This is a genomic window from Methanobrevibacter sp. (assembly GCF_017468685.1).
GTDB lineage: Archaea > Methanobacteriota > Methanobacteria > Methanobacteriales > Methanobacteriaceae > Methanocatella.
Map to the genome: position 1 here is coordinate 30,505 of NZ_JAFUHT010000049.1, position 25,718 is coordinate 56,222.

Here is a 25,718-nt window from a genome sequence, read left to right on the forward strand (position 1 = left end):
ATTCTTTTTATTTGAACCTCTCCGGCTTGAAGAAGCCGGAGATTCTTAGGCCATACCTACTGTTTCGTCAAAGCATTTCCATTCATAAGTATATATGAATTCTCCTTGACTAGTAGGCATGAAATCTACTAAGCATAGCACTATTGAACCAGTAGCGCGTACACCTTCGTCTAAAATATTTTTTGCCGCATTAACATCTCTTGATAGGATGCTGTGGCAGTGTGGGCATTCCCATTCTCTTTCATCACGACCTAGACTATGATTTATTTCACCACAGACATTACATTTTTTACTGGAAGGGAACCATCGATCGATTTGTATAAATTCACGTCCATACCATCGTGCTTTGTATCGTATCATTTCAATGAGTTTTCCCCATCCGATTTCATGAATGCTTCTACTTAAATTACGTGAACGTATCATTCCCTTTATGTTTAGAGTCTCCATTGCTATGAATTTACAGTGTTTAACGATATTGTAGGATATTTTATGATAATAATCGTTTACTACATTGTTTTTCTTGTTCTGCCATTTGTGGAGTTTTCGTAGGGTTTTTTTCCAGTTGGATCCGCCTTCTTTTTGACGTGAAAGTTTTTGTTGGTAATATTGTATTCTTCCGTTTATTCTTTTCAAATCAGGTTTAGATATGACTTTTCCGTTGGAAAAAGTTAGGAAGTCTGTTAATCCAACATCAATGCCGACGTATAACTCTGGTGTGGAGAATTTTTCTCTTGGATGTATTTTTTCTAGTTCGTAGACTATGCAAACGAACCATTTTCCATTTTCTTTTAGGATAGTGGCTTCTTTGATTTTACCATCAATGTCACGTTTATATTTAACTTCAATGTATCCTAATTTGTTTAAACGTAATCGGTTGTCTTCCCATCGTATTGACTCTTTAATTCCGTCTTTGGTAGGATATTCGTTGTTTCTGATTGTAATGGATCCTACGGGATTGTCTTTAAGAGATTTGAATTTAGGACGTCCACTTCTTCCACTATAGTATCCTTCATAGGCTTTTATTAGGCGGTCGGTGGATGCTTGTATGCAGGTGGATTCTGCTTTTTTAAGGAATTGTTTTTGTTTTTTTAGATTTTTAACAATTTTTTGTGTGTATGTGCGGTTGACTTTAGAGTTTTTGCCTATTGCAAATTCTTTGACTAGGTTTTCACGGTAAATACTGTATTCTAATGTTTTGTTGAATACATAACCTGTGGCACGCAAATTGAAATTTAATTCCCCTTCTAAATCCTCATCAGGGACAAACTCAATCTTATCAGTTAAAATAAAACTCTTATCAACCATAAATACTATTCCTTTACACTCTTTTTTTTAGACAAAGATGCTAATAATTTTTTTTATACATGAAAAAACATGATTTATTTTGATAAAATATCAAAAACTGTTTTTTCCTATAACTTTATTTATATACTTTTATAATACAAGGAGTTTATCCAAGAGAGCACTTGAAAAGTAATCACATTTTTTTATATTGCAAAAAAATTCTAAAAATTAAAAACACTGCTTAAAAGTGCAATTCATCTCCGGCTTAAAGAAGCCGGAGAATTCTTACACAATAATGTTAAATAATTTATTATTTTAATCATGTCAATTTTCTTGTTTAAATATTATAAGACATTATATTTCTTTAATTTTTATTTTACCAATTATTAATTCTTTTTTGAGATAATTTTTAATTGACATGAGAAATAATTATATATTTTCATTACTTAACTATTATTATATGAATATTAAAGGAAGTACAAATATTGTAGGTCTGATAGGCCATCCTGTAGAACACAGTTTCTCACCGCCAATGCACAATGCTGCATTCAAGGCTCTGGACATGGATTATGCATATGTTGCATTTGATGTTGACCCGTCAAATCTGAAATCTGCAATTGAAGGTGCAAAATCATTAAACATTAAAGGATTCAATGTTACAATCCCTCATAAGATAGGTGTGATGGATTTTCTGGATGGAATCGACGAAGTTGCAGAATTGATCGGTGCAGTAAACACAATTGATTTTAAAGACATGAAAGGATATAATACAGATGGTATCGGTGCTGTTAAGGCTATTGAAGAGGTAACTTCAATCAAGGGTAAAAATATCGTTATTGCAGGTGCAGGCGGAGCATCAAGGGCGATTTCATTTTACATTGCAAAATATGGTGCGGATTCACTGACAATACTTAACAGAAACATTGATAAGGCACAGAAGTTAGCAAGGGATGTTTCAGAGTCAGGATTGATCGGCAATGTCAAATCAGATTCAATAAATGATATTAATTCATATTTGGATGATGCAGATATTTTAATAAATACTACTCCGATTGGAATGCATCCGAATGTTGATGTTGAACCGATTGCAACTGCAGACCATCTGCATGAAGACATGGCTGTATTTGATGCAGTCTATAATCCTAATGAAACTGTACTTTTAAAAGAAGCAATTAAAGCCGGTGCAAAACCAGTTTATGGCATTAAGATGCTGCTGTATCAAGGAGCGGAAAGTTTCAGAATATGGACTGGTGAAAACCCGCCGGTTGATGTGATGGAAAATGCTTTAAGGGATACTCTTAATTTGTAGTGATAATATGGATTTTATGTTTGATATTTCTGGACTGGCAAGTGAGGAAGATAAATTCAGCTCATCAAAAAAGGATGTATTGAAATACCTGAAAATAATTGGTGTAGATACCAGATTCATATCTTATACTCCAAAAAAGATTTATATTAACAATTTGAGGTTTTCAAAGTTTTCAAGGACTCGTGAAGCCACCTTTAACAAGCAATATGGTGAAATTGAAGTTGTCAGGAACAAATTGTTTCAGAAAATATGTGCTAAATCATCAAAGGTGCTCTCCCTTGAGATAAAGCCAAATTCAAGAATACTGATGCCTGAGGATAATTTTATCATAGAGCTATTATTGGAACCCTATACCAGAAAATATGGGGTCGAGCTTGTTTATGAGGGAGAATATGATTTGAAAGTCAATCCGATAATTCTAGATGACCAAGTTAACAATATTTTTGAAGGAATCTTTAATGGTGAAGGTTTAAACTACAACCAGGATGAAAATGAGATTTATCCATTAATCAATGTTTCACTCGATTGGATTAATTCATTTTTAAAAATGGATAATCAAGAGATAATTGAAAAGCAAAATAAAAATGAATTGGCAAATTCATTTAGTGAGTTTTTAGATGATGTTGCCCCTCAGTATAAGGAGAATGTCTTAAGTGCTTCAGAATATATTGCTACAAAAAATAAAAATTAAAAGCTGAAAAGTGTTGTTTGTTTAGTTGTTTCTTTCTTTTCAACTTTTTCTTCTTCAACTTCTTCAGGAACTTCCTCTTCAGCTATTTCCTCGCTTTCAGATTCTTCAATTCCTGGAATTTCAAACGGTAAATCATTATCTGTATTTTCTTCGGCTTCAGGAATGACATTAATCATCTGATTTTTAAGCTCTTCCGCACGTCTGTCACGTTCTTCAACTCTCATTTGAGCTTTACGTTTTTCCATTTTTGTTATAACTTTCTTAGGTATTTTTTTCTTTCTGAATACTTTGATTAGCTTTTCAGTTTCTTTTTCATCTTGTTCGTCAAAAAAACCTAAAAAGTCGGAAATTTCCCATGCAAGCTCGTCATCCTGAAACATTATTTCAAGATATGGAAACATTGAAACGGCTACTCCACTTGAAACATGCATTTTTTCAAACATTTTTTCAGTAATTTTGTCACGTAAATTACGTTTTCCACGGTTGCGGCTCATAGTTGTAAATATTGTTGGGGTTTGGATTTTAGTGAATTTCTTATATGTTTCATGTTTGGAATTGCTCACACCTATTCCCATAAAATCGGTTGCATACTTCCAGTATCCATAGTGGCGGCTTCTATTGGTTCTTCCAAAAAACAAGTCCGCTTTTGAAATGTAGTCATATGCTTTTTTTATCTCATCAGCTTTCTTGTACTCTCTTGGAATGTTTTCTGCAATATATTCCATAACAAGTGTTGGGTCTTCTTCAATCCACATTGCTTCCTTAACATGTGCCGGAGTTTTACTTTTAAGCACGCCTGTAATTGCATTGAAAATATCTGACCTTGTATCTTTTGTCACGATATTTTCAACATCGCTGACCTTTAATGTGTGGTCTGAATCTGACAATGCCTGAAGTGTATTGATTGCTGATCTCACATCTCCCTGTGATTTTACGGCAATTTCCTTTAACGCTGCCGGTTCTGCTTCAACACCTTCTGCTTTAGCTATTTTTCTTAAAAGTGCTGAAATGGAGTTCCAACGAGATTTTTTCATTTTAATTACTTGGCATTTTGGCTTGATTGATTGCAAACGTTTTGAGTAAAAATCATTGGCTATTAAAATCATAGGATGCTGTGATTTTTTGATTATCTCACCAATTGCCTTTACACCGCCTCTGTCGTTTGTTCCGTGTATTCCATCGACTTCATCAAGGATGATTAACTTGTATTCATCACCGAATAATGATCTGGATGATGATGACTCGCCGATTGTGCTTTTGATAACATCCTGTGAACGTCTGTCACTTGCATTTAATTCAATATATTCTGAAAACTCTTTTGCTATAATTAATGCCAATGTGGTTTTTCCGATTCCGGGAGGTCCAACTAGAAGCAATGGAATTTGCGGGTCATTGTTTTTCCATGCATCAACCCAGTCTGTGATTATCTTAATCTCTTTTTTATTACCTACCACCTGTGATAGTTCCTGCGGTCGGTATTTGTCAGTCCATAACATTTCTCTACCTTTATAAGAATTGGGTCAGTAGTGCCTCAAGCTGTATTCTTGGATTGGCTCCTTCTCTTATTCTGAAATCACATTCAGCTATTGCTTCAATTAAATCCATGTAAATGTTTGCGTCCATTTTGCCATCTATAACTCTTTTGGAAACGTCCTTATAAATCTGCTCTACCATATCTTCGCCACTGGTTCCCTGAAGCACCATTGTGTCTCTGAGCATGTTTCTTGCACCTAAAAAGTCTCCCATAAGTGCTTTATTAATCATATTTCCAATGTCTTGCGGTTTAGCTTTAGATACTACTTCATAAACAGAATCTTCACTTATCGCTTCTCCTTCTGAAGCGGCAGCCTGCAATACATTGACTGCTTTTCTCATATCTCCTTCAGCAAAATAAACTATGCTTTCAAGACCTTTATCGGTTGATTCAAATCCTTCATTTTCGCAAATGAATTGGAGACGTTCCTTGATTTCTTCTGCTTTTAGTGGAGCGAATCTGAAAATTGCACATCTTGATTGAATAGGGTCAATGATTTTTGATGAGTAGTTACATGAAAGTATAAATGAAGCGGTTTTGGTATACATTTCCATTTCACGACGAAGTGCATGCTGTGCGTCTTTTGTCATGTTGTCCACTTCATCCAGGAAAATAATTCTGAATGGTGCACCAACCGGTTTTAATCTACAGAAACTTTTAATCTGATTTCTTACTGTGTCAATTCCTCTTGCATCAGATGCATTTAATTCTAAAAAATTGTTTCTCCAGTATTCTCCAAGAATGGATTTTGCTAGTGCTAAGGCTGTGGTGGTTTTACCGACACCTGCGGGACCTGTAAACATCAGGTTAGGCATACTTCCTTCGCCAACATATTTTTCTAGTCTTGCTACGATTTGCTTTTGTCCTACAATGTCTTCTAATTTTTGTGGTCTATATTTTTCTACCCATGGTCCGCTCATTTAATCACCATTTTATTATGATAATATTTATGTATAATGTGGTTAAATTATTTTTTGATTAACTTTTTAAATATATGAAATCTAACTATTATATAATTAAAGTGAGCGTTTGGAAAGTAATGTTTTCAAAAAAATTAAGGTGTTAAAAATGAGAGGAACTTGGAAACTTAAATTAAGAATGTGGATAACTTCAATTTTAATGTTTACAATTGTTTATTTCCTAGTCATGCTGGCAGGATGGTACTTAGGTGTCAGAAGCTACATGATTTGGTTATTTGCAAGTTTAGTGATTGTATTTTTACAGTATTGGTTTGGACCGTCATTGGTAAAACGTTCAATGAATGTAAGGCCACTGTCAGAAGCTGAAGCACCTCACATACATCAGATGGTTGAGGAATTGGCTAATGAAGCAGGCATTAAAAAGCCAGAAATAGGATTGTCTGAAGTAAACATTCCAAATGCATTTGCCTATGGAAGATCCAGCAGAAGCGGCCATATTGCAATCACCCGTCCAATATTGGGATTGCTTGACCGTGATGAGCTAAGGGCTGTTATCGGTCATGAAATGGGTCATATCAAACATAATGATATGATAGTGACTTCAGCTGTAAGTGTAATTCCTATGATTTGCTACTACATTGCATTATCATTCATGTTTTCAGGTGACCGTGATAATGGTGCAACAATTATTATTGGAATAGTCGGTTACCTATTCTATCTGATTGGTCAGCTATTGGTACTGTTTATTTCAAGAACTCGTGAATATTATGCAGATGAAGCCAGTGTGGAATTTGGAAATCGTCCTGCCGCTTTGGTATCAGCACTTTACAAATTGTCTTATGGTGCTGCAAGATGTGATAATGATACCATATCTGATTTAAATACCAACAGAGCATTTTTTGTAAATGACATCAACAATGCACAAAATGATATCAATGATTTCAGACAAATTGACTTTGATGGCAACGGTAAAATCACTGATGATGAGTTAAGAAGGTTGGCTAATTCAGATGTAAAAATTTCTAAAAAGAATGGATTGATGGAACTTTTATCCACTCACCCTGATTCACTTAAAAGAGTAAAAAGATTGGCGGAGCTAGAACCATGAAAATGATTCTTGATAAGCGTGGAAAAAAGTATGTTTTAAAACCAGGTGAGGAATTTCAAAGTGATCTTGGAATTATAAAAGCTGAGGTTTTGGATGAAGCACAAATTGGTGATGAGGTAAAAAGTCACCTTGACCATACATTTAAAATTATGAAACCCAACATCAATGATTTCATAGACATTATGGACAGAAGATGTTCTATTCTTATTCAAAAAGATATAGGGCAGGTTTTAGCTCATTCTGGTTTGGGAGCAGGTTCAAGAGTGGTTGATGCAGGAACTGGTGCAGGTGCAATTGCACTTAATTTCGGCAACATTGTCGGACCGGATGGTGATGTGTTTACATATGAAATCCGTGAAGACTTTGCAGAAGTTGCTCAAAAGAACATTGAAAACTTCGGAATCACAAATATTCATGTCAAAAACCAGAATATTAAGGATGGAATTGATGAAGATAACATTGATTTGGTATTTTTGGATTTACCGAAACCATTTGAGATATTTGAGGATGTTTTAGATGCGTTGAATGTTGGAGGATGGTTATGTGTCTATGCTCCATATATCGATCAGGCTGAAACATCTTATCATGTAGCTAAAAAATTAGGTTTTTATGATATAGAAATATTTGAAACTTTAGAACGTGGTTTGGAAGTTCGCCAACAGGGTGTAAGGCCAAAAACACGTATGGTTGGCCATAGCGGATATCTTATGTTTGCAAGAAAATTATAGCTTATATTTAATTAATTTTAGCTATAATTATTTACTATTTTTATTATTATTTAAAACAATATCTATAATCTAGGCAAAAAAAGTAAAATAATGGAATAGAATACCTATTCCATAAAAATAGCTGGTTTATAAGGCATTGCATTTCTCGCCTTGTTTTGTGGGTCGTAGGAATCATCAGTATGGATGATAACTTCATTGCCACATTCTTCCTTGATGTAGTCAAGTGCATCAGAAAGGATTTCTTCTTCGTTGATTTTACCGATGTATCTAGTTTTGGTTATTTCCTTACCGATTTTTTTAGCAACCATTGCTATTTCCTTTTTATCATCGTAGATTTTAGCACCGATTGCTCTTCCCATAATCTGGCCGATATCTGGTTTTCCAACTTCGTCAGCTATTTTATATAACTCCCATTTCCATTCAGGGGCAAGGTAGATATGGATTTTTTCCACTTCTTCTCCAACCATTTTCTTGATGTGGGCAATATCTTTGATGATGTTTTCAACAAGTCCTTCTGATTTTTCAATAACCGGACTGATTAAACTTTCATCAGCTTCAGGCCATGATGCTTCACTTACAAATCCTTCACCGCCATATGTGCTCCATAACTCTTCAGATGTGTGTGGAGTGAATGGTGCTAAAAGCCTGATCCATGCTTCAAGAACAGTTGACAATACATAGATTACTGCAGGGTCTTCATTATCAATAATGTGTTTTACACGGTATAAGTAGTGGTCAACATCTTTCTTAAGCAAGAATAGAGAATCCTGTAATGCTTGTCTTGTTTGGAACACTTCTAATGCTTCAGTTGCATTTTTAATACGTTGGTTGAGTTGACTAATCATCCATAAGTCAATAGTACGGGTCAATTCAACTTCTTCGATGTTGCTTAAGTCGAGTTTGGAACCTTTTATTTCTTCAACTCTTGCTGCAAATTCACGGAACCATTCAAGTCTTCTTTTGGTTCCAAGAACCTCTTTTTCTCTCCAGTCAAAGTCTTGCCATGGTTCAGCAGAAGCCATTAAGAAAAGTCTTACAACATCAGCAGTGTAGTCTCTGATAGCATCTTTAAGTAAAATGACATTACCTTTTGAGGAAGACATTTTGTTTCCTTCTAAAAGCCCCATACCAAATACGACTGTTCCTCTTGGCCATTTGTCTTTAGGATAAATTGCACTGTGGTGGAACATTAAAAAGCTTAAGTGGTTTCCTACTAAATCCTTTGCAGACAATCTCCAATCTAATGGATACCAGTAGTTGAACTCATCCTGAATTTCTTTAACCTTTTCAGCAGGAACTGTAATTTCGCCGGAATCTTTATTTAAAAGAACTTTATCGAAAAATGCTCTTGTTAAATCATCCGGATTCATGTCACGTAAGTATTTAGCAATTGAATAGTATGACATGTAGATTGTTGAGTCTGTTAAAGGTTCAATTAACCATTGGTCGTCCCAAGGAAGTCTTGTTCCAAGTCCCACTTTTCTTGAACATGCCCAGTCATCCAACCAGTTAAGGTAATACTCGAAATTGTTTTTTATTTCTTTTGGAATGACTGTTTCACCTTCAAGCACCTCAAGAGTCTTTTCAGTCCACTCTTCATCACCGTATTTCATGAACCATTGGTCGTCCATGATTTTTACCACACAATTGTTACCGCATCTGCACACTACTGGTCTTTCAGCAAAGTCATACATGATTGTAGCCATATTTTCGGATATTAATTTCTCTTTTAACTCTTCACGAGCAAAGCGAACTTTCATGCCACCAAAATCAGGTATGGAATCAATGATTTTACCTTTACTGTGTTGCTGTTTGTATAATTCATTTGTAGCTTCATGCAATTTTTCATCGTTCTGGTCAGTGATTCCTAAGCGTTCAATAATATCGGCAGCTGGAATTTCACCGTATCCTTTAAGTGTACAGACAGGAATAGGTTCAACATTTTCAACAATGCCTGCTAAATTGTATTTGCTGATTAATTCTTCATTTTTCTTTAAATCTTGAAGAGCAATATAGTCTGCCGGTGCATCAGCAGGTTCTGAAAATACTACTCCGCTACCGTATGATGCACTTACAAAGCTTGCTGGGAAAACTGGAATTTCATCGCCTGTAAATGGGTTTGTAGCCATTTTACCGATTAAATCATTAGGATCGATTTCTTCAATTATATTCAAGTCTTTGATTTGATTGGATAAGTTGTAGTGAGCTTCTTTTGTAATGACCCATTTTTCACCATCAGCATCTACCAAAACATATTCGACATCAGGATTTAACCAGATGTTGGTTGCACCTACAATAGTCTCAGGTCTGAGTGTTGCAGTTACTAGAACTTTATCATCAATTGTGAATTTAAGTAATGTAAGTTCATTGACACCTACGCCTTCCCCTTCAAGCAAGTCATGGTCTCCAACAGGGTTGTCACAGTTTGGACAGTATTTAACTGGGTGTTCTCCTTTTTGAACCAATCCTTTTTCATATAATGTGGTTATTTGCCATTCTATGAATTTTTTATAGGTTGGATCGATTGTTCTAAATTCCCTTCTCCAGTCGATTGAATAACCCATTTCTTCCATAACTTCATGATATTCTGTTGAGAAGTACTTTACGATAAATTCAGGGTCTTCAAGTTTTGGTAATGTTTCTTTTGGAACACCGTGAACTCTGTGGTATAAGTCAAGTGTCCAAGGGTCTTTTCTTTGGATTCTGTCAGCTATTCCAATAACTGGTGCACCTGTAACGTGCCATGCCATTGGGAATAATACATTGTAACCTTCCATTCTTTTAAATCTTGCATAAACATCAGGCACAGTATATGTACGGCCGTGACCAATATGCATTGCTCCACTTGGATATGGGAAAGCCACGGTTAAGAATAATTTTTCTCGCTCATCAGGGTTTGATTCGAATAGTTTTGCATCAGCCCATTTTTTCTGCCATTTCTTTTCAATATTTTCGCTCACTAAATCACCATTAAATTATTGTTTTTTTAGGACTTTCAGGAACTTTGCTTTTATGTTCGCTCCTGATAACTTTTGTAATAATCATATCAACATCATCTATTGGAATATTTAATTTTTGAGCAATTTCAGCATTTTTCATATCTTTTTCAGTATATGAATATAGAATTTGATCAATTAAATCGTAACTCATTCCAATTTCTTCTTCATCAGTTTGATTGTTCCATAAACCTGCTCTTGGAGGTTTTTCAATGATTTCCTGTGGAACATTTAAATATTCAGCCAATTTGTAAACATCATTTTTGTATAAATCTCCAATAGGTTCAATATCACATGCTCCATCACCGTATTTGGTAAAGTAACCAATTAGAATTTCACTTTTATTACCTGTTCCACTTACAAGGTAATTGTTGGCATTTGCATAATAATAAATGATGGACATTCTGATTCTGGCTTTAAGGTTTCCAATAGCAAGTTCTGATTCTTCAAGCTGTGTCATTGACAAATATTCATTTAAAATGCTGTCAATAGCTATTTCTTTATAATCAATACCTAATCCCTGTGCTATTGTAATTCCATGAAGCTTGTCTTCTGTTGGTGTAGTAGTGGATGGCATAATGATTCCGAATACCTTATCCTTACCTAATGCTTCACATGCAAGGTATGCTGCAAGAGTAGAGTCAATTCCTCCACTTAAACCAACAATAACTCCATTAGTATTGGCTTCAGCGACTTTTGCTTGGATAAAGTTCACAATGTCATTTTTAGTTTTTTCTAAATTCAATTCTGGAATATTACTAATATTATCACCAACCTATTCATTCATACATTAAATAATATATACTTTTTAATTTATAATAGTATAGTATGAGTGTAGAAGTTATTTGTGAAAAATCATTTAGTAATGCTGATAAGGAAATATTGGATAGATTTATCGAGTTTCAAAAGGCTTTGATTTTAAAGGATGATGAAAAGTTAAATGAAATTCTTATGGATGATTATGAATTGGTTCATATGTCAGGAAAAACACAATCCAAAGAGGAATTCATCTCTGAGGTGATGGATGGAACACTTAATTATTTCAAATCAGTGATTGAAGAGCCTACTATTCTTCATGATGATGATTCTTCAGCCACATTAATTGCAGATGTCACATTGACTGCTCGTGTTTATGGACTTCATGGCAAATGGACATTGAATACTGTTGCAAGTTTTAGAAAAATAGATGGAATATGGTATTTCGGTAATTGGGATAATTAACTGTTTTATGAATATTTATCTAAAATATAATTTCATTAATAACTAACTTTAAATAGTATAAAACATTAATAGTTTTAGTAACTAAAAGTAAGAAATAGGATTTTCGATTACTTACCACTTTTCCGTGGACAATTTATAGAATAATGTATTGTCATCACCAATTATAAAATTTTGCTTTTTGTTTTCAACAAGTTTGGATATTCATAAAAACATAAAGAACATAAAAAAATTTTATGATTCTTATGTTTCTTATGTTTTCATTAATCAATAGAGGTTTTCATAACCAATTTCTTAATGGAAAATATTTTCAGTGTTAACGTAAACATTCTACCTGATTTTCGATTTCATTAATTAAACATTTTTTGAAGAGGGATATTAATAAAATCGAGGTTATAAAAAAAATTTAATTGATGGTGATGGATTTAAAGTAGTTTATTTGACTGTTATGGTATTGGTGTTTTTCTGTTTGCCATAACTTGTTTTGATTTTGTATTTTCCTTTTTTAAGGTTTTTGACTTTGATTTTAGCTATTCCTTTTTATTGGTTTTAGCCTTGTATTTTTTTCCGTTGATTTTAAATGTTATTTTCTTGTTTTTGAGTTTCTTTCCGTTTTTGTTTAAAAGCTTTGCAGTGTATGTTAGTGTTTTTCCCTTTTTGATTTTCTTGTTTTTTGTTATTAATGTTGGTTTTACTGTGATCTTGTTTGAAACCTTTATGTTTTTATAGGTTGATGTGATAGTGTATTTGCCTGCTTTAAGACTGAGTTTTAGTGTTGCATAACCCTGGCTGTCGGTTTTTACCTGTACTGTGTTTTTGTTGATTTTTATGTTTATGATTTCTCCTTTTACTGGTTGGTTGTTGTTGGTGAGTCTTATTTTGTAGTATTTGGTGGCTCCATAGTACTGCACTATGTTAGTGTTTCCGGTTATCTTGTAGTTGTTTTTTGCAACGTTGAATGTTCCGGTGGTGTTTGCGTATGTTAAAAGTTGTGTTCCTGGATAAATTGCATTGAATGTGTATTGGCCGGTTTTAAACTCGCCGAGGTTTCTTGATCCCACACCATCGGTTATTATGACCTTGTAGTATTGGCCGTTTATTTCAAGTATGACGTTATCGTTGATTTTTTCATCACTGGTCAATGTTGCATAAACCATCAGGTCATCGTCCTGGCTGACGTTTGGAATTTGTACAGTGATTTTTACAGGAACTTTCACAGTCAGTGTTTTAGTGACTGTTGTAGTGTTGTATGTCGCTTTTGCGGTGTATGTTCCTGCACTCACCTTTACCGGATAGTATATGGTTCCGTTTTCATCGGTTTTTAAAGTTATTGTCTGGTTGTTGAACTCCAATGTGATGTCAGTGTATTCGTAAGGATTTTCTCCAATGTCTTTTAGGATTATTCTGATATATCCTTCCTGATTTGACAGTAGTGTTGTTGTCTCAAGTGTCATCTGTGGTTTACCGTCTAGGAATTTTGTGGCACTCCAGTTGCTTATTGAATAATAGTTGTCACCGTTGTAGTGGATGTATATGTAGTTAGTTCCTCTTTTGAACTTGACAGAGGTGGTGATTTCGCCCTCTGTGAGGTTCAATATTGTCAGGTCGTTGTTAATGTATATTCCCACTTCTCCGGTGCAGTTTCTGTAGTTGGTTTGGATATGGATGATTCCGGTCAGGTTTTCATTGAATGTTATCTCCACGTTTAACTTTGAAGTTATTCTTGCCACGCTGAATGTGGTTGTGGCATTGGACGGAAGATATTTATTATCACCCAAGTAGTAGATGTTAACTTGATATGTTCCCTCTTTTAAGTCTGTAATTGTAATCGGTGTAATGGTTTTGTTTATAAATATTGTCTGATTGACTCCATTGATTTCAAGTATCGCTTCGCCTCTAACATCACCTGGAGTGATGGTGATGTTTACTGTGGCTGTGGCTTCACCTTCCTTGACATCTCTGCTTGACAGAGTAATGTTTGTTGTGTATCTGCTTACGATGAAGAGTGTGCTTGCACTTCCGCCGAGGTAGTATTCGTCCTCTTCAAATATTACGGTAGCATTCCATATTCCTTCCTCAAAGTTTTTAGGATTAAGTGTTCTTGATCCTTGAGTGTCTGCAAGGAATTTACGAACTTTATCTCCTTTAGTTAAGTATAAATATCCCTTTAACATTGCAGTATCCGGTGCTACTGTTATTGTTATCTCACCCTTCTGATCAACTTTGATTTCTTTAGCAGTTATTGTAATGTTTGTTGGAATCTTATGAACAGTAAACGGATAATATTGATTTATAACTCTAAAATAGTCATCATCACCGTTGTAGTCTATTCTCATGGTATAATTTGCCGGTTTTAATGTTTCATTTATTGTGTAGTTGCACTCACCATCCGTTAGGTTTAGTGTGACTTTTTTGTTGTTATATGTTAATGTTATGTTTCCTGTCGGTGTTGTGTTTCCAGTTATTTTCACATGGAAGGTGATGTTATTCCCGTCATTGTATGTGATATTGTTGTAGGTAACGGTCATTTCTGGGTATTCTTTTCCTATATCAACTATTGCAGTGTTTTTATGGTTTAGGATGTTTGCATATATTGTGTATATTGCTTTGATATGTGTGTAGTTGAAGTTGAATGTGTATTTGTCTTTTAAAAGGAGGGTAATATTGACATATTCTCCGTTTTCGTTGATTGTTGTTATTGTTGCGTTCAATCCTGGTGTTAAGAGTTTGTTCCAGTCATTAAATTCAATTTTATCAACTCCATTGGTTAGAGCGAGTGTTAGTGTAATGTTTTTGTTTTCGTTGAGTTTGATTGGGCAGTATTCATATTCAAATGAGGGAATGAAATAGTAATTTGTTTCAGCGTTTTTTATGATGCTGCTTGGATTTAAGCAGTAAAAATTATAGTTTATTGTTGATGTTCCGATATTAAATAAGAAACTTTGAGGGGAATGTCTTCCGCTTGCAGTATCAAAGCCAATATAAATTTCTGTGTTTAATAGATAACTGTACATTACAGTTATCTTTCCATTATTGTATATGTTAAATGATCCCTCTCCTCCATAATGTTCATTCCACACAGGTGTGTTATTGTCAAAGATACATCCCGATAGTTCCATGTTCCCATTATTTTTAATAGTTCCATAATATACCTTCCAATTACCATTACTTCCGGGAGTTATTTTATTGTCTTTGATTATTGTTTTTGTGATTGTAGCTTTTCCAGTTTCACTATTTGATATCACTCCGGCATACACATTTGTAATGTAGGTGAATACCTCTCCAGTGGGTTGTTCTACATATTTTGTTATATGTATTGGGTAGTGTGGTGTGTTGTTTATAATTTGACTATTGTTTATTGTCATTATTCCACTATTATGTATTCCAGTACCTGCTCCCTGAGCGAATCCTGATGTGGAACTGCATTTGCTTATTATTGTATTATTCATGATTAGTGTTCCTTCATTACATATTCCTCCACCATAACCTGTAACGATTTTTGATTCTGTTATTGTGGAATTGTTTATGTTGCATTTTCCGGTGGTATAAATTGAACCTCCCTTTTTCATTTCACTGATTGTTCCTTTTGATTGGCTGTTATTGAATATTGAATTTTCAATACTTAGTTGGTTTATATTGTATATTGTTCCTCCGTTGCTTCCGGTTATTGTATGGAATGTTGTGTTGGTTATTGTTAAGTTGTTGGTATTGTATATTGCTCCTCCGTCATTTCCAGTGATGCTTTTGAAAAATGTGTTGATTATGGTGGTTTGTTTGGTGTTGTATATTGCTCCTCCATTGTTTCCAGTTATTGTATGGAATGTTGTGCCATTTATTCTACATTCATTGGTGTTATATATTGCTCCGCCATTTCTGCCTTGAATATTTTTGAATGATGTGTTGGTTATTGTTAAGTTATTGGTATTGTATATTGCTCCTCCTTCAAAAGATCTGCTTGTTTTTTCATAGGAAATGGATGTGAAACTATTATCTAATCTTTGGATATACTGTGTTTTGTAGGATAGTATGTTGGATACTGTTATGTTTTCTAATTGAGCATTATTTATTTCACAAATTCCATCATTATATATTGTTCTAAAGTTTATATTTATGAATTTAGAGGAATTGATGATTATTTTGTTTTTATTAACAATTACTCCATCCCATGTTATATTTTTATTGTTAGTAGTTATTTGGTGTAATTCAATGTTTTTCAGTGTTGTATTTTTCAATATTAATGTTTTGGTATTGTAGATTAATCCATTTTCAGGAATATCTTCAATGTTGAATGTGAAGCTATTGCATGTTTTTGTAGTGTTTTTGATTATTGTGTTTTCAACTTGTAATTCTCCGTTGTTGATTATTATTCTTCCAATATTATTGTTGAAATTGTTATTTGTTATTTTAAGGTTTCCATGATTCTTTATTATGTAATCAGTGAGGATATTGGTGAAAGTGAGGTTTATTAATGCAACCTTTGCTTGTGGGTTTATTTTAAATATTGTTCCATGTTCCATTCCATTGATAACACAGTTTTCACCAATTATTGTAATATTTTTATCAATAGTAATCGTTATATTTTCATCATTTAAGAAAGTAATGTTGTTTAAATGGATTATACTATTTGTTGGTGCATCATTTATTGCTTTTTTCAAGTATTTCAATTGATTGGTCCAATTTTCGTTAGAGTAATTAATATTGTTGATGAGTATTGTATTGTTTTTCAAAGTGTTCAGGTTTATGTTTTTTTGTTCTTCAAAACTTAATGTATTGGAGTTTATCTGAAGCAATGTTGCCTGTAATTCTGTTTTATCTTTTACTGTGTAAGCGAATGAAGTATCTAATGTTTGATGGGCATTTTCGATATATTCTAGATTCTGGTCGGAAATCTTGATTGTTTTAATTATTGTACTGTTTTCATAAATTTGTATTTGGCATTTGTTATAATGGCTTTGAGACATGTATAAATCCCAGTCTAAATGGAGGTTAATTGTAACATTTTGTGTAGTGCTTGATGATGAAGAATTTTTAACTGTTAATGTTAATTGAGTATTGTATACTGCCCCGTTTGAATAGTCCAAATAGCTTAAGGGGGGGTCTTGATTTTCATTTATCTTGAGAGGTGTTTCTGTGTTGTTTTGTGGTGTTTCTAGGATACTTTGATCTTCATTAATTGATGTTAAGTTTTCATTTATATCATTTATATTTGTGTTATTTTCTGTTGCATGTATACTTGTCATTGTTGCCAACATTAGTAAAATTAGAATGATTAATATGTATTTTTTCAATTTCATTTTTATTTTTCTCCATCATGTTTTCTGCAGATACATATTTAATTACAATATGTTTTATATTTAGTTAGGATAACTTTATATATTTTTTACTATAAATAATATTTCATTAGAATAATTATCAACTATATTTGATTAAGGTTATGGGGTTTGATAATTTTTTTCTAATGATAAAATTAATTGTTTGATGTAAAAGGGGTTATTTTGCATTAGATTTTGATATTTGAGAATAAAGGAGAAATAATATGAAGTGTCATAAAATATTAATTTCTTTAGTTTTCATCATGTTTCTTGTAGGAATCACTTGTGTTTCTGCAGAAGACATTGATGATATAAGTGATTTGTCATCTAATGATGCAGATGATGTACTTTCTGTGGATGAATCATTGGATGATAATCTGGCTGTTGAAGAGAGTGATTTGTTATCAGATCCAACTTCTGCAACTGTTGATAGTTGGTCAGGATTATCTGGTGCAGTTAATAGTAAGGATATTGTTTATATTAACTCAAGTTTTGCACCAGGTAATCAAATACAATTCACTCGTAGTGTAACTGTTATTGGATCTTCTGGCAATTATATTGGTGGAAGTGATTCAAATCATATTGCAAGTTACAGCAACATTCCTTTTTATACAACTAGTGCTGTAACTGTAACTTTGAAAAACATTAAATTCCAAAATTGTGGTGGAAACATCTTCATGCAATTTAACGGAAATGGTAATTATATAGTTGAAAACTGTACTTTTGAAAACATTACAGCAAATGGTGACCACCAAGCAGTTTTATATTTAAGTTTAGGTAACTGTAACATTACAAATTGTACTTTTGAAAAATGTACAACAAGTTATGGTACTGTAAGTAATTACAATTCAGGAAGCGTAAATGCGGTCCATATGACTGTTAGAGGCACAACTTTTAAAGACAATTATGCAAGCGTTGAACCTGGTGCAATTAATAACTGTGGTCAATTAATTGTCTATGATTCTGTATTTGAAAATAATGAAGCGGCTTGGTGGGCTGGAGCAATACATACTCATTATAATGCTAATACCACTATTGTCCGTTCAAACTTTAAAAATAACATTGCAGGATGGAACGGTGGAGCATTATATTCTTACAGTTATTTGACTGTAATTGATTCTAACTTCACAGGTAATGAGGCACACGGGTCCAATGGTGGGGCTATTGCTGCAAGTTACTATATGAGCAGACCTTATGTTACTATTGAAAATTGTGAATTTGATAGTAATATTGCTTCTGGCAGTGGAGGTGCAATTTCCTTTGGTGCAGGCACTATTAGTGTTGAAAATTCAAGATTCAATGATAATGTTGCATCTAGTGGTACTGGTGGTGCAATTTCCTTGGGTACTGCCACTGCTAATGTGAATAGTTGTAATTTCACATGCAATCATGCTAGTGCCAGAGGCGGTGCAATTTATGCTAGTGGTGCAGGTACTTTAAATGTCAATTATTCAAATTTTGTAAACAACACAGGTAGTGAAGGTAATGATATTGCATATTATTACACTGCTAAAAAAACTAATAAAGCATTTTTAAATTATGATTATAATGAATTCTGGGGCGTAAATAATGCTTCAGGATCAATATATGCTTATAACACTCAATATTTAAATCATAATCCTGGAAATAATAATGTTTTCCATGATATTAGTGAATACGTAACTCCTGGTGAAGAAAATACAACTAACGATACCAATGGGTCTTCTGGTACCATTATTGTTCCGGATAGTTTTAATGGTGTTCAATTGTGGAATGCTAGTTTAAGTGGTGCTTTAGGTGGTACTCCTCTTGTTAGTGGTGAAAGAATATATGTTCCTAATGGTCAGGCGATTTATTGTTTAAATATTACTAATGGTGATTTATTATGGAATGTTTCATCTGAATGGGGTTATTTCCATGAGTTAGGTTTACATAATGGTGTTCTTGTTGCTCCTTGTGCATGGGATAAATTCTACATGTTTGATGCAGTTACTGGTAGTGAAATCCAACCTGCTAGTAATATATATCAGGCTTCTAGTTATTATGCTCCTGCAATTGATGGAAATACAATTTATGTAAGTAGTGAATATCCTTATGGTGTGAATAATAATTCTTGGATAGCTGTTATTAAGTATGAGAATAATGTTTATTCTTATGTTGGAAGTATTTTGGAAATTAATAATGCTTCTAGTGCTTTGATTTCTCAACCTATTGTTCGTAATGGTTATCTCTGGGTTAATACTATAAATGGTTTAATGTGTGTAGATTTATCAACAAATACTTCCAGTATTGTTTTAACTAATACAGTTGGTAAACCTGTTGTTGGTGGAGACATTATATATGTTTTAACTAGTGACAATCACATTTGTGGTGTAGATTCTAGTGGTAGTGTTGTTAAAAATATCACAGTTAATGAATCAGATGTTGTTGGCACTACTTTAGCAATTAATAGTGCAAATACTATTTTGTACACCGTTTCAGCAAATGGATTTATTTATCGTGTAACAATTAGTTCAGGCAATATTGTTCGTAGCATTCAAGTAAATCCTGTTTCTTCTGCATTAACTATTGGTAGTGATGGTTATTTATATATTGGTGATGATGCAGGAATATTTTGGGTTATTAACATATTTAAAGATGGAACTTGGAAAAATGAAGTAATATGGGCATTCAATGCTTCTTCACCAATACATGGAGCGCCAATAATTGATGAGGGTATTGTTTATATTGGGACCGATGATACAATTTATGCGGTATCTGAGTCTTCAAGTAGTTTATATTCCCTAAATCAGAATGGAGTATATGCTCGTAATGGAGAAATTTCTCTTAAAAATCAATTATTAGGTATGGGAAGTAATGAAATTCTTAAAGAGAATTTAGTTCCCGGGAAAGATAAGTATACTACTTATCCTAAAGAAAACACCGTATTTTATCTTAATGAAGGAGTTTATACTATAAAATCTTTTAGGATTGGTGGGGAGGTATTGTATGATGAGGATTATGAAGAGATTGGTGTAGATAATAAAAATAATATTACTGTTAGGCCTAATGGAAACGATGTAGTGATTATAAAATTTGTTAAACAAAGTGCTGCTACCGAAACAGTAAGGTTTTGGCGTGGTGAGAATTTCATCATGGAAAATCTAAAATTTACTTCAGATGTACCACTTTCGTCTGATAATCTTATGGGATCATATAATTGTAAAAATGTTATGATTAATAATTGTACCTTTGAAAACATAGACAATAAAGGGATTATTTTTAAAATTTTTGATGGAACCTCAAATATTACTTTTAAAAATTGTAAATTTATTAATTGTACCTGTAATAGTTTAATTTCAACTGCGAACAACAACTGTAATGACATAAATTTATTAAATTGTATTGTTGAAAATTTCACTGGAAAAAAATCTGATAGTAGTAGTTTTATATTTAATGGTGGATCAAATATTTATTTAGAAAATAATACTTTTAATAATAATAATTCTATTGCTATTTCTGGAGGAAAAATTGTTTCTGAAGTATCATTTAATGTTTTAACTAATCAAGTAACATTAAATACACAAAGTGATATTTTTATTGAGTTATTGGATGATAATAATAATCATATTCATTCTTCTGCATTTAAATTCATTGTTGATGATGGTGAACCTGTAGCTCCTACTAGTTTTGATAAAACTACTGGACTTTATAAATTAACTTATACTCCAACAAAAACTGGCAAAATTCCAGTTTCAATCCAATGTAGTAATGTTGTATTGGATGAGGTAACTCCTGTTGACATTCTTGTTGTAGAATCTCCGGAATTAACAATTAATGCAACAGATTCTATTATCTACGGAGCTACTGCAGTATATGTTAATGCTACTTTAAAAGAGGACATCAATGGTGAAAACGTAACTTTCACTCTTTTAAAAGGCAGCACTGTTATTGATTCTGTAAATGCTACAGTTACTAATGGTTTTGCTAATGCTACATTCAACCAAAAATTGTCTTATGGAAGTCACACTCTCAGTGTAAGTTATTCAGGTAACAATAATTATGGTGCAGCATCTGATTCCAAAACTTTCACTGTTAATCAAGCTACTCCAGATATTAAGGTAGAAGTTAATCCAGTTATTGGCGTTGGTAATCCTGTTGTAGTTACAATTACTTTGCCAGAAGATATTACTGGAGAATTTGAAATTATTGGTATTGCACGTAATACCTCTGGCCATGCAGTTAATGCAAAACAAAATATTCAAATTAATAGCACTGTTTTAACCATAGTATTTAATGAAACTATTCCTGTAGATGAGTATTGGATTTGGTATACTTATCCTGGTGATGCAAACTACAAAAAAGTTACTATCAGTAATATAAAAGATCAACATGAGGGTGCTGCTGAATTTAAAGTTGTGAAAAACAATCCTACTTTAAATATTACTCATTCAACCCCCGTTCTTAATGAAAATGTCACTATTACAGTTACCATGAACAAGGACATTAATGAGGATGTTAATGTAACTATTAATAATCTTGACCCTGTAGTTAAACAGGTTGTTAATGGTAGTTTAGTATTTAATATTACCAATGCTCCTTATGGACCTCAAAACATTACTGTAAGCTTTGCAGGTAATGATAAGTATAATGCAACTAAAAACAACACTTACTTCTTTGTAGGCAAGTTTGATGTTAACTTAAAAATTACTGCTGATGCAATCACTTATGGTGAACCTTTGGTTGTTATGGTTAATGCTAATAAGGATTTCAATGGGGAAGTCTTTGTTAAAATAGGCAATACCACAAAACCTGTTGATGTAGTTGAAGGTAAAGGTAATGCTACATTTACTAACTTAACTGCAGGTGAATACTTCATCAATGCCACTTTCACTGAAGATGAAACTTTCTATGCAGACAGTGCAAACACTACTGCTACCGTTAAAGGTGTTGAAGTTCCTGCTGATAAAGCAATCAGTACTAATGTACCAGCAAACACAAAATCACCTACCTTCAGCATCAAATTAGAAAAAGATGCTACAGGTACTTTCACAGTCAATATTGACAATGGTAAGATTGTCAAGACTGCTGAGTTAAAAGATGGTGCTGCAAGCATTACTGTTGCTGATTTGGCTGCCGGTGATCACACAATTAGTGTTTCATACTCAGGTGATGGCAAGTATGCTCCAATCACCCAAAACACTACTTTAAACATCAAAGAACCGGTCAAACCAACTACTAAGGTTACTAAAAAGGCTACCAAGATTGTTGCTAAAAAGAAAACTTTCAAGGCTAAAGTTAAAGTTAAGAAATATACTATAACTTTAAAATCTGGCAAGACACTCCTTAAGAAGGTTAAGGTTACTTTGAAAGTTAAGGGCAAAACCTATAAGGCAACCACCAACAATAAAGGTAAGGCTACCTTTAAGATTAAGAACTTGAAGAAAAAAGGTACCTATAAGGCTGTTATTAAGTTCAAAGGAAACAAGAACTATAAGGCAAGCAGTAAAAAAGTTAAAATTAAAGTTAAAAAATAGATGAATAACTCATCTATTTTCTTTTTTTATTTTTTTATATTAATTTATATTTTATTTCGGGCATTATTTTGTTCTATTTTTTAATTATTTGATTAATAAATTTATTATACTATCTTTTAAGCAAAAGTTGTCTGAACTTGTAAAATTGATTTCATTTGCAAGCGAAATTATTTAAACAATAAGTTATAAATTGTAATTCAGTGAAATATTTTTTTACATGAATGATTGGAGGTGATGGTATGGTTAATGATTTGAAGATTAAAAATTTCGGTCCAATCAAAAGTGCAGATTTTAGCATTGCTCCTTTGACCATCTTTGTCGGACCTAATGCTTCGGGTAAGTCTTATGCTACTCTTTTAATGCATTCGTTGCTAAATCCATTTAATCGGAATATTGATTCTCAACTTAATTCAGTCAAATCTTTGGAGTACTTGCTTGATGGGGATGGCGACCTTTTCAATGAGTTTAATGAGAATTTTATAAATTATTTGGGGTCTGATTTTGATTTTTCTGAAATGTCTTTTGAATTTCCGAGTGATAAATTTAACAGGTTGCTTGAATTAGGTGTCGGTAGATTTTACACAGAATCAGTTGAAAATAAGCTGAAAAGTAATTTTGACAGTTCCCTGGATAATCTTAATAATGTGGTTTTGAATGATTCGTTTAATTTGGAATTTAATGGCATTCATTTTAGAAATGAAAATAATCATTTGGTAGTGGATGGTTTGCTTGATGCAATTGGGGAGATTAAAATTGAAAATGAGAATTTGATATTGGGTGTTTCAAGAAAAAATGGTAATGTTGTGATTACTTTGAATCCTATTGCATTGCATTTGAATACCATTAAAAATGAGTATATTCCTTCAATTATTTATGGAATCATATCGGAGGTTTTAATTTATAATTTGATAAGTAATTCTTATTATATTCCTGCTTCAAGCTATGCAATATCTAATGATTTAAATGATAATTTATCTAAACAGATTAATGGTGATTTCAAGGCATCTAAAATAGATAAGGAATTGATGTCATTGCTTTTGAATAATAAGTCTTCTGGCGAAGGATTTTTTAAAAGTATTGCTGTTAAAATGAGTGTGGAAATTTTTGGTGGCATTCTTGACTTTAAGGATGTTGATGAGGGTATAAAATTCATTGACACTCAAAACAATGTGGAATTTGATTTCAATTCTGTTTCATCATCAATAAAGGAATTGGCTCCTTTTATAAAATATTTGTCTGATTTGTCAAGAGAAAATGATACTGTAATCATTGAAGAGCCAGAAAATCATCTTCATCCAAAAAATCAAAGAATTCTTGTTAAATATTTGGTGGAATTAATCAACCGTGGATTGAATATAATATTGAATACTCATAGTGATTATATTCTGGAGCAGTTTAATAATTTCATCAGACTGGGTGGGGTCGATGAGGATAAATTAAATCAGTTGAATTATTCCACTAAACACGTCCTTGACCATGAAGACATTAGAATATATAACTTTAAAAAGGAATCTGATTATCTGTTTGAAGCGGATTTGGTTGATGTTAATGAAACAGGTTTTGTTGATGAGAATTTCTCTAAAATCACTGATGAATTATATGATGAATCTGTAGACATCATTGATTCAATGAAGAGGTGATTTATTGTGATAAGGAAGTTTCTTCAAAGATACTACTCAAACAAGAGCTGTAAGATTGATAAGATTTTTACAAATAACTGTAAGGAGAATAATTGTAAAATAAGCAATGTTTCTCAGGATAATGTTATTTTGGACGGGGATGAGATTGAAAAATGTTTGACCAAGCATCTGAAAAACTCTGCAGATTGAATTATTATTTCATCCAATGGCAATGAATTGACAATTGTTGTTTGTGAATTGTCTAAAGGAAAGCGCAATCCGGAAGTGATAAAAAGAAAAATGGAACATACAAGCAATCATATTGCAGATATTCTTAAAGGCTCTGAATTTGAAATTGTGCATTTCAGGTGTTGTTTTGTCGGCAAGTATGAGGATATTTATAAGGGTGTTATGAAAAAGAAATCGCCGGTTGTTAGAATCTCAAATTTGAAAATGCATAATATTGTTATTGATCGTTTTGATTGCGGTGTTTCTTTTGATAAGTTGTGCTTATAATCCATTTGCCTTTTCAAAAATCAGTTTTTTATTTTTCAAATCATTTATTTTATTTTCTTTTTAATTTATTTCACAGGTTTTAAATCAATACTCTATTTAATTGATAGTTTATTTAAATATTTTCAGTTGGGATTTGCCTTAAAAAGGGAATTAAACCATATTTTAATAAAATATATATTTTACTTTAAACATACTGTTAAATGTATTTTAATTTTTATTAAAATAGTTTTATAATGTAGATGTGTGGGAGGTGAGAAAGATAAGAAAACCTATTAGGATACTGTTGTTGTCATTATTGATTATGATTGTCATGGTGGGTGCAGTTCAGGCTGAAGACAATACTACAGATTCTGTTTCAGCGAATTCTACCGAATTGAACGTTAAAAGTGAAGTTCAAACGCTTTCAGCCGAACCCGACTCACCGGATTTGGTGTTCAATATCACAAGCGATAACGTCGATGATTATTTTGTAAGGGGGACCTTGAAGTCCACTTACTCATATGCTAACCTGTTCATATCCGAGGATATGGAGGATCTTGGCATATTGACAATCAGGGCAAACAATGTGACAATAAACGGCAACAATCATACATTGAAAAACACCTTTTTCAGCATTGAGTCTACCGGCGTTACATTGAACAATCTGACACTCTGTTTGACTGAAAGCGATGAGGATAATGATTATGCGGCCATTGACCTTTGGAAGGCAAGCGGCACTACAATAAGCAATGTGAACATTGAATTTAACGCTACACGTGACACCAGCGCCTACGGAATCTATTCACAGGGAACCAGATACTCACTAATCAATAACCTGAAAATAATCAACACTACAGTCAACATCACTGGTGATAACCGTGCTGAAGGACGTGTCTATGGTATAAGGATGGAATATTCTCCAAATGCAGTACTTGAAAACAATACGATTAATGCCAATTTGCCTTTGCACACGGTTGCGTTCAGGGGTACCACTGCAGACCTGGACTCT

Annotated in this window: 16 protein-coding genes; 10 read left to right on the forward strand and 6 right to left on the reverse strand. The window is 33.0% G+C overall.

The features are described from left to right. Window positions 1–45: 45 nt before the first annotated feature. Window positions 46–1,305: a transposase gene (locus tag IJ258_RS06600; protein WP_292804705.1), complete on the reverse strand. Its 1,260-nt coding sequence runs from the start codon at window positions 1,303–1,305 to the stop codon at window positions 46–48. Window positions 1,306–1,744: 439 nt separating this feature from the next. Here IJ258_RS06600 and IJ258_RS06605 point away from each other — a divergent pair, with 439 nt between their 5' ends. Both IJ258_RS06605 and IJ258_RS06610 read left to right on the forward strand, forming a co-directional pair. Next, complete coding sequence (locus tag IJ258_RS06605) at window positions 1,745–2,593, forward strand: shikimate dehydrogenase (RefSeq protein WP_292804708.1); 849 nt, start codon at window positions 1,745–1,747, stop codon at window positions 2,591–2,593. A 7-nt stretch (window positions 2,594–2,600) separates the two neighbouring features. After that, on the forward strand, window positions 2,601–3,284 hold the full coding sequence (locus IJ258_RS06610; RefSeq protein WP_292804711.1) for an ATPase: 684 nt from the start codon (window positions 2,601–2,603) through the stop codon (window positions 3,282–3,284). Here the strand turns inward: IJ258_RS06610 and IJ258_RS06615 are convergent. Both IJ258_RS06615 and IJ258_RS06620 read right to left on the reverse strand, forming a co-directional pair. After that, window positions 3,281–4,780, reverse strand: a complete 1,500-nt coding sequence (locus tag IJ258_RS06615; protein WP_292804713.1) for a replication factor C large subunit — start codon at window positions 4,778–4,780, stop codon at window positions 3,281–3,283. The genes IJ258_RS06610 and IJ258_RS06615 overlap by 4 nt on opposite strands. A 10-nt stretch (window positions 4,781–4,790) precedes the next feature. Continuing rightward, complete coding sequence (locus tag IJ258_RS06620; protein ID WP_292804716.1) at window positions 4,791–5,738, reverse strand: replication factor C small subunit; 948 nt, start codon at window positions 5,736–5,738, stop codon at window positions 4,791–4,793. A 148-nt stretch (window positions 5,739–5,886) separates the two neighbouring features. Between IJ258_RS06620 and IJ258_RS06625 the strand changes: the two genes are divergently transcribed. Continuing rightward, window positions 5,887–6,846, forward strand: coding sequence for a zinc metalloprotease HtpX (locus tag IJ258_RS06625; RefSeq protein WP_292804719.1), 960 nt, complete (start codon window positions 5,887–5,889; stop codon window positions 6,844–6,846). After that, the gene (locus tag IJ258_RS06630) at window positions 6,843–7,574 is read left to right on the forward strand and encodes a tRNA (adenine-N1)-methyltransferase (RefSeq protein WP_292804722.1); all 732 of its coding nucleotides are present in this window, start codon (window positions 6,843–6,845) and stop codon (window positions 7,572–7,574) included. The genes IJ258_RS06625 and IJ258_RS06630 overlap by 4 nt, the downstream gene beginning before the upstream one ends. Before the next feature lie 104 nt (window positions 7,575–7,678). On the opposite strand, the gene leuS is transcribed toward IJ258_RS06630, so the two are convergent. Together leuS and IJ258_RS06640 are read right to left on the reverse strand one after the other, a co-directional pair. Beyond that, window positions 7,679–10,534, reverse strand: a complete 2,856-nt coding sequence (leuS, locus tag IJ258_RS06635) for a leucine--tRNA ligase (RefSeq protein WP_292804725.1) — start codon at window positions 10,532–10,534, stop codon at window positions 7,679–7,681. Window positions 10,535–10,544: 10 nt separating this feature from the next. Then, window positions 10,545–11,324 carry an NAD+ synthase gene (locus IJ258_RS06640; protein WP_394355654.1) on the reverse strand — a complete coding sequence of 260 codons (780 nt, stop codon included), beginning with the start codon at window positions 11,322–11,324 and terminating at the stop codon, window positions 10,545–10,547. Between the two features lie 74 nt (window positions 11,325–11,398). Here IJ258_RS06640 and IJ258_RS06645 point away from each other — a divergent pair, with 74 nt between their 5' ends. Next, window positions 11,399–11,791 carry a nuclear transport factor 2 family protein gene (locus IJ258_RS06645; RefSeq protein WP_292804728.1) on the forward strand — a complete coding sequence of 131 codons (393 nt, stop codon included), beginning with the start codon at window positions 11,399–11,401 and terminating at the stop codon, window positions 11,789–11,791. Between the two features lie 527 nt (window positions 11,792–12,318). Here IJ258_RS06645 and IJ258_RS06650 read toward each other — a convergent pair. Continuing rightward, entirely contained in the window at window positions 12,319–17,082 is a 4,764-nt protein-coding gene (locus tag IJ258_RS06650; protein ID WP_292804731.1) for a hypothetical protein, read from the reverse strand. A 242-nt stretch (window positions 17,083–17,324) separates the two neighbouring features. Between IJ258_RS06650 and IJ258_RS06655 the strand changes: the two genes are divergently transcribed. The 5 genes from IJ258_RS06655 to IJ258_RS06675 form a co-directional block, all read left to right on the forward strand. Next, window positions 17,325–22,595 (forward strand): Ig-like domain repeat protein, encoded by a 5,271-nt coding sequence (locus tag IJ258_RS06655; RefSeq protein WP_292804734.1) that lies wholly within the window; start codon window positions 17,325–17,327, stop codon window positions 22,593–22,595. Between the two features lie 239 nt (window positions 22,596–22,834). Next, the gene (locus tag IJ258_RS06660; protein ID WP_292804737.1) at window positions 22,835–24,235 is read left to right on the forward strand and encodes an AAA family ATPase; all 1,401 of its coding nucleotides are present in this window, start codon (window positions 22,835–22,837) and stop codon (window positions 24,233–24,235) included. Window positions 24,236–24,241: 6 nt separating this feature from the next. Beyond that, entirely contained in the window at window positions 24,242–24,424 is a 183-nt protein-coding gene (locus tag IJ258_RS06665; RefSeq protein ID WP_292804739.1) for a hypothetical protein, read from the forward strand. A 27-nt stretch (window positions 24,425–24,451) separates the two neighbouring features. After that, on the forward strand, window positions 24,452–24,730 hold the full coding sequence (locus IJ258_RS06670; RefSeq protein ID WP_292804741.1) for a hypothetical protein: 279 nt from the start codon (window positions 24,452–24,454) through the stop codon (window positions 24,728–24,730). A gap of 250 nt (window positions 24,731–24,980) precedes the next feature. Beyond that, the coding region (locus tag IJ258_RS06675) for a right-handed parallel beta-helix repeat-containing protein (protein ID WP_292804744.1) at window positions 24,981–25,718 on the forward strand (738 nt) is incomplete at its 3' end.

Coding starts and splice junctions, on each gene's coding strand:
- IJ258_RS06610 (WP_292804711.1), top strand. CDS start 2,601: ATGGATTTTATGTTTGATATTTCTGGACTGGCAAGTGAGGAAGATAAA.
- IJ258_RS06625 (WP_292804719.1), top strand. CDS start 5,887: ATGAGAGGAACTTGGAAACTTAAATTAAGAATGTGGATAACTTCAATT.
- IJ258_RS06630 (WP_292804722.1), top strand. CDS start 6,843: ATGAAAATGATTCTTGATAAGCGTGGAAAAAAGTATGTTTTAAAACCA.
- IJ258_RS06620 (WP_292804716.1), bottom strand. CDS start 5,738: ATGAGCGGACCATGGGTAGAAAAATATAGACCACAAAAATTAGAAGAC.
- IJ258_RS06660 (WP_292804737.1), top strand. CDS start 22,835: ATGGTTAATGATTTGAAGATTAAAAATTTCGGTCCAATCAAAAGTGCA.
- IJ258_RS06605 (WP_292804708.1), top strand. CDS start 1,745: ATGAATATTAAAGGAAGTACAAATATTGTAGGTCTGATAGGCCATCCT.
- IJ258_RS06615 (WP_292804713.1), bottom strand. CDS start 4,780: ATGTTATGGACTGACAAATACCGACCGCAGGAACTATCACAGGTGGTA.
- IJ258_RS06655 (WP_292804734.1), top strand. CDS start 17,325: ATGAAGTGTCATAAAATATTAATTTCTTTAGTTTTCATCATGTTTCTT.
- IJ258_RS06645 (WP_292804728.1), top strand. CDS start 11,399: ATGAGTGTAGAAGTTATTTGTGAAAAATCATTTAGTAATGCTGATAAG.
- IJ258_RS06600 (WP_292804705.1), bottom strand. CDS start 1,305: ATGGTTGATAAGAGTTTTATTTTAACTGATAAGATTGAGTTTGTCCCT.
- IJ258_RS06650 (WP_292804731.1), bottom strand. CDS start 17,082: ATGAAATTGAAAAAATACATATTAATCATTCTAATTTTACTAATGTTG.